General features: G+C 66.5%; 8 protein-coding genes. 2 read left to right on the forward strand and 6 right to left on the reverse strand.

The annotated features are described in order from the left end of the window. On the forward strand, positions 1-199 hold a 199-nt coding region (locus SE91_RS15345), incomplete at its 5' end, for a PLP-dependent transferase (RefSeq protein WP_197489469.1). A gap of 174 nt (positions 200-373) precedes the next feature. Further along, entirely contained in the window at positions 374-2,065 is a 1,692-nt protein-coding gene (locus tag SE91_RS15350; RefSeq protein WP_061848165.1) for a Na/Pi cotransporter family protein, read from the forward strand. Positions 2,066-2,070: 5 nt separating this feature from the next. Here SE91_RS15350 and SE91_RS15355 read toward each other — a convergent pair whose 3' ends face one another. From SE91_RS15355 to SE91_RS15380, 6 genes are all read right to left on the reverse strand, one after another. Beyond that, complete coding sequence (locus SE91_RS15355; RefSeq protein WP_008559030.1) at positions 2,071-2,409, reverse strand: lipid-A-disaccharide synthase N-terminal domain-containing protein; 339 nt, start codon at positions 2,407-2,409, stop codon at positions 2,071-2,073. Next, positions 2,406-3,143, reverse strand: coding sequence for a glycosyltransferase family 2 protein (locus tag SE91_RS15360; RefSeq protein WP_060736021.1), 738 nt, complete (start codon positions 3,141-3,143; stop codon positions 2,406-2,408). Before SE91_RS15360 ends, SE91_RS15355 begins: the two co-directional genes overlap by 4 nt. 62 nt (positions 3,144-3,205) lie before the next feature. Beyond that, positions 3,206-4,039 (reverse strand): phosphatase PAP2 family protein, encoded by an 834-nt coding sequence (locus tag SE91_RS15365; RefSeq protein ID WP_061848166.1) that lies wholly within the window; start codon positions 4,037-4,039, stop codon positions 3,206-3,208. 1 nt (position 4,040) lies between these two features. After that, positions 4,041-5,783 (reverse strand): ArnT family glycosyltransferase, encoded by a 1,743-nt coding sequence (locus tag SE91_RS15370; RefSeq protein WP_061848167.1) that lies wholly within the window; start codon positions 5,781-5,783, stop codon positions 4,041-4,043. A 50-nt stretch (positions 5,784-5,833) separates the two neighbouring features. Further along, positions 5,834-7,945 (reverse strand): penicillin-binding protein 1C, encoded by a 2,112-nt coding sequence (pbpC, locus tag SE91_RS15375; protein WP_061851145.1) that lies wholly within the window; start codon positions 7,943-7,945, stop codon positions 5,834-5,836. Positions 7,946-8,030: 85 nt separating this feature from the next. Beyond that, positions 8,031-10,309: alpha-2-macroglobulin family protein (locus tag SE91_RS15380; protein WP_283806248.1), on the reverse strand; the 2,279-nt coding region annotated here is incomplete at its 5' end.

Here is a 10,309-nt window from a genome sequence, read left to right on the forward strand (position 1 = left end):
ACTCAAACTGTTCGGCATGGGCTTTTCCTGGGGCGGCTTCGAGAGCCTCGCGATTCCCTTCGACTGCGATGCCTATCGCACCGCGACCAAATGGGCGCCGGGCGGCCCGACGCTGCGCCTGCACATCGGGCTCGAGAACGTCGACGATCTCAAAGCCGATCTTGACCGCGGCTTCGCTGCCCTCAAAGCGGCAATGTGAGCCCGCTCGCAAGGCATCGCGCCTGAGAACGCGGCATCACACTGCGGGCGCGTGGTCGCGCATTGGAGGAACGTGCACCTGTCGTAAACGTTAACGCCGATGCGCCAACAAATGGTTTGATCCTCAAGCGTTTGGCGCTAGCCTCACCAATCGACTCCAATCCGGACACGGAGCATGGGAACGTTGGTTCTGCTCGACCTGATGGGCGGCGTTGCGTTGCTGTTGTGGGGCCTGCACATGGTCCACAGCGGGATCCTGCGTGCCTTCGGTCCCGACCTCAGGCGCCTGCTCGGCAAGGCACTCGGCAACCGCTTCAACGCATTTGCCGCCGGCCTCGGTCTCACCGCCCTGCTCCAGAGCAGCACGGCCACCGCGCTGATCACCTCTTCCTTCGCTGCCGAAGGCCTCGTCAGCCTCGCCGCTGCGCTCGCCATCATGCTGGGGGCCAATGTCGGCACGACGCTGATCGTGCAGGTGCTGTCGTTCAACATCGCAGCCGTTGCGCCGGTGTTATTCGTGATCGGGCTCGTCGCCTTCCGCTCCGGCCCGCGCTCGCGGATCAAGGACATCGGCCGCGTCTGCATCGGCCTCGGCCTGATGCTGCTCTCGCTGCACATCCTGCTCGACACGCTGGCGCCGGCCGAAACCGCGCCCGGTGTCCGCGTCGTGATGTCGGCGATCACGGGCGATCCCGTCCTGTGCATCGTCGTCGCTGCGCTCATCACCTGGGCGGTGCATTCGAGCGTTGCCAGCGTGCTACTGATCATGTCGCTGGCCTATTCGCAGTTCATTACGCCGGAGGCCGCTCTCGCATTGGTGCTCGGGGCCAATCTCGGCAGCGCCATCAATCCGGTGTTCGAGGGCGCCAGGCGCGACGATCCCGCAAGCTATCGCCTGCCGGTCGGCAATCTCGTCAACCGCGTGGTCGGGACTGCCCTCGTCCTGCCCTTCCTGAGCGTGATCGCCGGACACATGCACGCCTGGCAGCCCGATCTCGCCAAGATGACGGCGGCCTTCCATATCGCCTTCAACGTCGGCACGGCCATTCTCTTCATCGGCCTGCTCGATGCCATGTCGCGCCTGCTGACCCGGCTGCTGCCGGATCGCATCCGGGAGGCCGATCCGGCGCGCCCGCGCTATCTCGACGAGACCGCGCTGGAGACGCCGTCACTGGCACTCGCGGACGCCGCCCGAGAGACCCTGCGCATGGGCGATCTCGTCGAGGTCATGCTGCGCAAGGTGATGGCTGCGATGATGACGGGGGACCGTGCGCTGGTCGACCAGGTCTCGAAGACGGACAATCTCGTTGACGGCCTCGACGAGGCCATCAAGCTCTACGTGACGAAGCTGATGCGGGGCAGCCTCGACGAGAGCGAAGGACGCCGCGCGATGGAGATCATCTCCTTCGCCATCAACCTGGAGCATATCGGCGACATCATCGACAAGAGCCTTAGCGAGCTCGCCACCAAGAAGATCAAGCACCGCTTCCAGTTCTCGGCCGAGGGCGCCGAGGAGCTCGCGGCCTTCCACAAGCGCACGATGGATTCGCTGCGGATCGCCTTCGGCGTCTTCATGTCGGGCGACGCCAACGAGGCGCGTAAGCTGCTGGTGGAGAAGACGGCGCTGCGCAACACCGAGCTCGCTGCCGTCGAGCGCCATCTGGACCGGCTGCGCGAGGGGCGTCCCGAGACTATCGAGACCACGTCGCTGCATCTGGACGTGCTGCGCGATCTGCGCCGCATCCATTCGCACATCTGCTCGGTGGCCTATCCGGTGCTGGACGCGGCCGGCGAGCCCTATCGCCGGCATGAGGCCGATCGTGCCGCCCTGCCCGCCTCAGGCGCTGCGTCGGCGCTGCCGCGCTAACCGGGTCAGCGGTCCAGCGTCTTCGAGGCGGTGCCGCGGTTCTTCCAGATCAGCATGATGTTTCTGATGTAGATGACGGTCGCGAGCGACTGTCCGAGGATGATGACCGGCTCGCGCTTGACGACGCCATAGACCAGCGTCATCAACCCGCCGCCCATCGAGCAGAACCAGAACGCCATCGGCACCACGCTGTTGCCGGCGCGTTCGCTGGCGATCCACTGCACCAGGAAGCGCGCGGTAAAGAACAATTGCGCGACGAGGCCGAATGCGAGCCAGAAATCGAACTTGGCGACGAAGACGTCGTAGAGATAGTTGCTCAGCGCCTGACCGTATTGAATGATCATGCGTTCACCTCGGTCACGTCAGGAGTCGGCTTCTTGCGGCGGATCAGCCACCACACACCGGCAAGATCCATGATGCCGATCCACAGCCGGTCGAAGAAGCCGTAGTTGGATACACCGGAGTGGCGCGGCCGGTCGATCACATCGACATAGGCGATGTCGTAGCCTTCGCGGCGGACGAGCGCCGGCAGGAAGCGATGCAGCCCGTCGAAATAGGGCAGCATCAGGAAAACGTCGCGCCGGAACGCCTTCAACCCGCAGCCGGTATCGCGCGTGCCGTCCTTCAGGATCGCGTTGCGAACCCCGTTCGCCACGCGCGACTGAAGCTTCTTGAAGCCGGTGTCCTTGCGCCCGATCCGCTGGCCGGCGGCGAGCCCGACGCGCCCCGCGCCCTTCTCGACCGCCGCGATCAGGTCCGGCAGGAACGCCGGATTGTTCTGGCCGTCACCGTCGAGCGTGGCCACGATGACCCCGCGCGCCGCACGCACGCCGCTACGCACGGCCGCCGATTGACCGCCCGATCGCGCATGGCGCAGCTGACGCAGGTTGCTCCGCTGCTTCATGATGGCGGCAAGCCGCTCGCCGGTCGCATCGGTCGAGCCGTCGTTGACGTAGATGATCTCGTAGTCCCAGCGGCCATCGAGCGCCGCCGTGATCTCCTCGACCAGCGGCACGATGTTGTCGGCTTCGTTGCGCACGGGAACGACGATGGAAACCGAAGGCTGGGACGTCGACAAATCGAGGCTCGTGGTTGGAATTGGCCTGCCCCGGGAACCGGCGTCCCGGCAGGCAGCCGCTTTTATGGGGCGGATGCCCCGCGGGCAACCCTTTTGAAAGGGCCCGGGATGGCCACGATGGCGCCGTCGGAGCGGATGGCAAAACCCAGCCTTCGGGCCGCAAACCAGTAGCGCACGGCCATGGCGCCGACCGTTCCCACCAGGGCGCCGGCCACGACGTCGCTTGGATGATGCGCGAGCAGCACGAGGCGCGTCAGCAGGATCACGATTGCGTAAGTGAACATGAACACGCGCAGGCGCGGCCACAAGGCCGAGACTGCAAACGCCAGGGCGAACGCGGCCACGGCATGGCCAGAGGGAAGGCTCGCATAGGCCCCCGTCCCTTCGAACGGGACGAAGTTGAATGCATTCGCCTTACCGCCGACGAAGGGCCGTCCGCGGCCGATGACATATTTCAGGATCTCGGCGGCGAACGCCGACACGGCAACCGACAGAAACAGGAATTGCAGCCGCGTGCCGAAGCCGAGCAGCAGCGCGCGGCGCCTCCCATGCAGCCCTGCCGCAACCAACGCCAGAACCACCAGCCCGGCACCCATCACCGACAGCAGATACTCGTCCTTGCCAAAATCGGTGAGGATGCGGATCGGCCATAGGCCCGGCGTTCCGCGCGCCGGCATCAGCTGGATCTCAGTCTGATCGAACGCGACCATCAGCACGATGGCCAGGGCTGCGCCCACTGCGCTGAGCCACAGCGAGTGTCGCGCCAGCTTCCGGGCGGCCTCGGCGCGGCGCGAATGCGAGGGCGAGCGCACGAGCTGGGCCAGCGCGCGCCAGGACACGGCGAGCAATTGCGCGGGATAGCCTGCACGCGGCGCGATGTCGGTCGGGCCCCGCATCCTATTCGGTGCCTTCCGAGCGGAAGATCGAGATCGAGATCGCACGCCCTTGCGAGAAATTATAGCCGTCGATGCGCGTGCCGACCTTGTAGCGCAATCCGATCGCCTCGGCGCGCTGCACGAAGCTGCGTTCCGAGCGCTGCTCGATCAGTGCGAAGCGGCAGCTGCCTTGCCCGAGGAAGTCCGCCGCACCCGAGCCGTCGGTTAGCAGCGTCTTCGTGCCCGTCAGGAAGACGAGGCTCGGCTCGTGATAGCCGGCAGAAGCCGCCTTCGGCCCGACGCAGGTGACGTTGCGCAGCGCGCGCGCGATCTCGATGCTCGGAAACAGTGGGGTCAGCGACGGCAGCACGATGCCGTAGACGACCACCGCCAGCATCAAAGCGGCGACCAGCGCGTTGAGCAGCGAGCGCTCGGCGCGATTGTTGTCGTAGAGCCACCAGGCGAACAGGCCGAAGATCAGCGAGGCCGCGATGAACGGCCAGGCCACGAAGGCCGGCTGCCGGGTCAGTATCACCGCCCCGACCACCGCGATGATGGAGGCGGCCGCGGGAATCGCGAACCACCAGGCGGCACCGCGCATCAGCCATGATCGTGACAGCACGCGTCGTTCCACGGCGCCGGCGGTGAGGATCGCAATCGCGGGGTACAGCGGCAGCACGTAATGCGGCAGCTTGGTCAGCACGGCCTCGAACACGATCCAGGACGGGATCAGCCAGGCCAGCAGGAACTGTGCGCCGGGCTCGCGCCGCGCCCGCCAGACCGCGGGCGCCGCCATCGCCGCGAGCGGCGCGCCGGGCCAGAAAGTGATCCAGAACAGCGCCAAGTAGAGGCCGGGCGGCGCGCCGTGGGATTCCTGGGCCCCCAGCTTGCTCAGCATGTCGCCGCCGACGGAATCGGTGAAGAAGGTCTCGCCCGCGCGCCAGAAGATCGCGACGAACCAGGGCAGCACCAGTACCAGCGTCCACATCAGGCCCCAGACCGGGCGCAGCTTCCAGAGCCAAGACGAGTCACGGTCCTGGATCGCGAGCGCGACGATGGTCAGGCCCGCGAACATCAGGATCAGTGGCCCCTTGATCAGGATGCCGACGGCGAGCGCGGTCCAGAAGATAGCCGGCCAGCTCCAGGGCGGACGGGCCTCGTCCTCGGCGCGCTGCCAGGACAGATAGGCCCGCGCCATTGCTCCCATCGTCGCGACCACACAGAGCAGCAGCATCGCGTCGGTTTTGGCGAGCCGCGCCTCGACGCCGAGCAGCACGGAGGCGCACATCATGAGGGCCGCCAGCACTGCGGCACGCCGCGTGATGAAGCCGAGCGCCGCCCAATAGGTCATGAGCACCGCGCCGATCGCTCCCAGCAGCGACGGCAGGCGATAGACCCAGATGCGCAATTCGGCCTTCGGCAGCTTGAGCGCCGCGGCAGCTTCCACGGCAGCCGATTGCAGCCAATAGATGCCGACCGGCTTCTTGTAGCGGACATCCTCCTGGAAGCGGATGTCGACATAGTCGCCGCTCTCCACCATCTGCTTGGTGGCCTGGGCGAAGCGTGCTTCGTCGCGGTCGATCGGCGGAATAGTGAAGAAGCCGGGCAGGAACAGCAGCAGCGCACACAGCACCAGGAAGCCGACCGCGCGGGCATGGCTGGCCGTGGCGATATCGAGCATGCGCACGAGCCCGCTGCCCGGATTGACGGGCGATTTCGGCTCGCGGGGCGCTCCAAAACGGGGAGTTGGGTAGGTCTCGACCATTGGTTCCGCTTACGCTGAAACCGCCATCGCCACAACCGCTTGAGCCGGGCTCACTGAATTCGAATGACGACTGTGTCCGCGGCGCCCGTGGCGTCGATCACGGTGAGGCGGGCAAAGCCCGGACCGGGCGGATCGATCAGGCGCTGGCGACGGCCGTCGATCTCGCCGAGCGCAGTCCCGTTAACCATGATGGTCATGGGCAGCACGCCGCCAGCGACTTTGACCGGCATGGCTGCGCTCTCCCGGCCAAGGGAACGATCGACGTCGATCCGCGAGCCATTGAGCGGAAACTGGATGTGCAGGGCCTGCTCGCCTCCCGTGCGCACCAACTCGCCGACCGGACGGAACCGCTTCAAGGGCAGCGGCAGCTTGGTGTTGCTAGCCACCAGAGTTCCCTTGGGCGGCTTCGGCAAGGGCGCCAGCGTCTTGCCGGTTCGGGCGAAGGCGTCGAACAGGATCGGAGCGGCAGCGACGCGCCCGATCAGGCCCGGAACCGGCGCACCGTCGGGCCGGCCGACCCAGACGCCGATGGTCATGCGGCCATCGAAGCCGACCGACCAGGCATCGCGATAGCCGTAGGATGTGCCGGTCTTGAAGGCGATGCGGTTATGGGCGGCGTTCTCCGGCGGAGGCGTGCCCAACAGCACGTTGCCCACCTGCCAAGCCGCGACCTGATCCAAGAGCCGCAGCGGCTCGCGGTCATCGCTGTCGGCCATGATCTCGCGCAGCGGCCTGGTGGTGCCCAGCCGCGCGAAACCCGTATAGAGCTGAACGAGATCCTGGAGCGTCACGCCAACGCCGCCGAGACCCATGGCGAGGCCCGGCGCCTCGTCCTTGGGCAGCACGAGACTACCGCCGGCCTGCCGCAGCCGCGAGGTCAGCCGGCTGGAGCCGACGCGATCGAGCAGCACGATGGCGGGCACGTTCAGCGACAATTGCAGCGCCTTCCGCACCGGCACCGTGCCCTGGAACGTCATGTCGAAATTTTCCGGCGCGTAGGAGCCGAAGCGGACCGGCCGGTCGTCAATCAGGCTCTCGGGATGAACGAAGCCGTCCTCGAAGGCGAGTCCATAGATGAAAGGTTTCAGCGTCGATCCCGGCGAACGGACCGCGCGGGTCATGTCGACCTGCCCTGCCCGGCTCTCGTCGAAATAATCGGCCGAGCCGACGCGGGCGAGCACGTCGCCGCTCTCGTTGTCGACGACGATGATGCCGACCGAGATGTTCGGCCCAAGCGCAATCGCGCGGTCGCGCGCCAGCGGCTCCAGCACCTTCTGCAAATTCGCATCCAGCGTCAGCTTGATGACCGGCTTGTCCTTGACGATCGACAGCGCGCTGTCGGAGGCATGCGGCGCGAGGATCGGCATCGGCCTGCGCAGCTTCGGGATGGGAACGGTCTTGGCCTGCTTGGCATCCTCCGCACTCACCTGATGCTCGCCGACCATGCGGTCGAGCACGCGGTCGCGCGCGATGCGGGCTGCCTCGGGATGGCGATCGAGCCGGCGCGTCTCCGGCGATTGCGGCAGCGCCACCAGCAGCGCAGCCTCGGCCAGCGACAATCGCTTCGGCTCCTTGCCAAGATATGCGATCGAAGCCGCACGGATGCCTTCGAGATTGCCGCCGTAAGGCGCGAGCGCGAGATAGAGGTCGAGGATCTCTTCCTTGCTGAGGGTCCGATCGATCTCGATGGCTCGCACCATCTGCCGCAGCTTGGCATAGAGCGAGCGCTGCCGCCGCGGCTCCATTAGGCGCGCAAGCTGCATGGTGATGGTCGAGCCGCCGGACACGATGTGGCCCCGTGTCGTCAGTTGCAATGCGGCGCGGCCCAGCGCCAGCGGGTCGATGCCGTCATGGGCATAGAAGCGCTGGTCCTCATAGGCCAACAGGAGTTTCAGATAGATCGGATCGACATTCGTTTTTGCGTCGACCGGCAGCCGCCAGCGTCCGTCGGCCATGGCATAGGCGCGCAGCAGCTTGCCGTTGCGATCGACGATGGTGGTGGAGACCTGCCGCGCCTCGTCGAGCGGCAAAGGGCCGAGCGAGTAGACCCAGCCGACGAAGCCGATGATGGCGAGGATGAAGGTAAGCGCGAGGGCTGAGAGAAGTCGAAAGACGAGCTGCCCTCTCCGCCCGTCATGGCCGGGCTTGTCCCGGCCATCCACGTCCTTCGCCGCGGCAGCAAAGTTCGTGGATGCCCGGGGCAAGCCCGGGCATGACGACTGCGTGTGCGGCGTCACTTCCTTCATCTCACTTCGCTGCTCGCACCTCGACGGACCCCGTACCGGTGCGGCCGTAGCGCGAGGGATTATACATGTCCTCGACATAGGCCTGCGGCAGCACGTATTTGCCGGGCGAGACCGCGCGCACGATATAGGCGACGGTGAATACCGACTTTGAATCCGAGGCCCGATCGATGGCCGCAGTGAAGCGGTCGTCGCGGAACTCGGTATTCTCAGGCTCCTCGCCGTCCTCGATCCAGTCCAGCGTGCCGCTGTCCCCGGAGGACACAAGCTTCGGATTGTCGATCTCCAGGCCCGCCGGCAGATAATCCGCCACCATGATGTGGCCGTACTCCGGCTTGGCCTCGGTGATCTTCAGCACCACGGCAAAGCGCTGGTTCTGCTTGACCTTGCTGATGTCGGCGGGCTTGCCGTCGAGCGTGAAGTAATTGCGCTCGATCTTGAAGCCGTTCGACGCGGCCGGCTCCGGCGTGACCGGCGAGCCCGACACCGAGACCACCGCCTGCACCGGTGCATCGCCGGTATTGGTGATCTTCAGCGGCTTGCCGCCCAGCGTGTCCGCCTTGTAGCTGCGATAGAGCGCGGACTTGACCGGCTGGCCGTCCACCTCCATCGACAGGTTCTCCTTGGCGAGCGCCCGCGCCGCCAGCACCAGCCAAGCATTCTCCTGCGTGGAGGTGTAGGGCGTGAGGCCGCGGGCAGTCTCGACCCGAGCGACCGCCTGCGTCAGCGTCGCCTTCGGGGCATTGCCTTCGCTGGCGAGCGACACCAGCGCTGCGGCATCGCGAAGCTGCGAGCCGTAATCGGTGCGGCCGAACTCCAGCGCCGGCTTCGGCGCGAGGCTGTCGAGCGCAGCGCCGTACACACGCTCGGCCCGGTTGCGATCGCCGACCAGCGCCAGCGCCGCCGCAAGCTGCGATTTCGCGATCGGCGTTGCGAGGTTGGCAAGCTTGGTGTCGGCGAGATAGCGGAGGTCGCCGATCGGCGCCGCGCCATTGCGCGCGAGCACGTAGAGGCCGTAGGCGAGCTCGCGCCCACCGTCCTTTTCCGGCTCGTCGGCATTGACGACGGAATTGCGGATGCGGTCGAGCGCGTTCTTGAACAGCACGTCCGGCACCGCAAAACCCTTCTCGCGGGCGCGGGTCAGGAAGTCCGTCACATAGGCGTCCAACCATTCATCATCGCCGCCCGCCGACCACAGTCCGAACGAGCCGTTCGAACCCTGGCGCGCCAGGAGCCGCTCGATCGCGTCGCGGATGCGCTGGTCGACCTCGGTGTCCATCGCCAGATGCGCCCCCGCGGCGAGATCGTTGACGTAGAGCAGCGGCATGGCACGGCTCGTGATCTGCTCCGAGCAGCCATAGGGATAGCGGTCGAGTGCCTTGAGGATCGTCGCCGCATCGAGTGCGGTCGACAGGCTCGCCGAGACCGAGACGCTGCCGGTGCCCGGAACGAGATCCGAGAACATGTCCGGGGTCAGCGTCAGGCTCTCGCCCTTGGCCAGCGTCCGGATCGAGCGCCGCGCCAGCACCTGGGTTGCCGCCTTGACGTCGAGCGCATAGTGGCGCGCGAGCGTAAGGCCGTTCGGCCCCGTGATGTCGACGTCAAGCGTCGCCTGCCCCGCCGCGGTCGCATCGATCGCCAGCGCGAACGAGTTGCGCTGCTTGGCGGCGAGCTTGACGGTGGTGGCGGGATTACCCGTCATCTTCACCTGGCCACCCGTTCTCACGTTGATGACGTAGTCGCCGGCCTGGCCCTCGACATTGTCGATCTCGAGATTGACAGTGCCGCGGTCGCCATTGAGCAGGAAGCGCGGCAGCGTCGTCGTCAGCACCACGGGATCGCGGATCACGACGTCGGTGTTGGCGCGGCCGAGCTTGGTCGCGGTCCAGGCCACCGCCATCACGCGCGCGGTGCCGGCAAACTCGGGAACATCGAAGCTCACCTCAGCCGAGCCGTCGGCGGCGACCGTGACGATGCCTGAATACAGCGCCAACGGCTTTTGCGTGGGGGGCGAACCCTGGAGCTCGCCACCGGCATCGCCGCCGGACTTGATCTGGCCGCGCGTGCCCGACATGCCGTCGATCAGCTGCCCGTAGAGATCGCGGATCTCGGCGGTCAGGCTGCGCTGGCCGAGATAATAATCGTCCGGCGCCGGAGGCTTGTAATTGGTGAGATTGAGGATGCCGACATCGACCGCGGCGATGACGATTTTGGCGTCCTCGCCCGGATTGAGCCCGTCGAGCTTGACCGGGATCTTCAACGTCGAATTCGGGCGGATCAGCG

The sequence above is a fragment of the Bradyrhizobium sp. DOA1 genome, from assembly GCF_001593325.1.
Taxonomy (GTDB): domain Bacteria; phylum Pseudomonadota; class Alphaproteobacteria; order Rhizobiales; family Xanthobacteraceae; genus Bradyrhizobium.

What these genes read in the sequence shown, in the direction of transcription:
- SE91_RS15370 (WP_061848167.1), bottom strand. Translation starts at nt 5,783, where the DNA reads ATGGTCGAGACCTACCCAACTCCCCGTTTTGGAGCGCCCCGCGAGCCG.
- SE91_RS15355 (WP_008559030.1), bottom strand. Translation starts at nt 2,409, where the DNA reads ATGATCATTCAATACGGTCAGGCGCTGAGCAACTATCTCTACGACGTC.
- SE91_RS15350 (WP_061848165.1), top strand. Translation starts at nt 374, where the DNA reads ATGGGAACGTTGGTTCTGCTCGACCTGATGGGCGGCGTTGCGTTGCTG.
- SE91_RS15365 (WP_061848166.1), bottom strand. Translation starts at nt 4,039, where the DNA reads ATGCGGGGCCCGACCGACATCGCGCCGCGTGCAGGCTATCCCGCGCAA.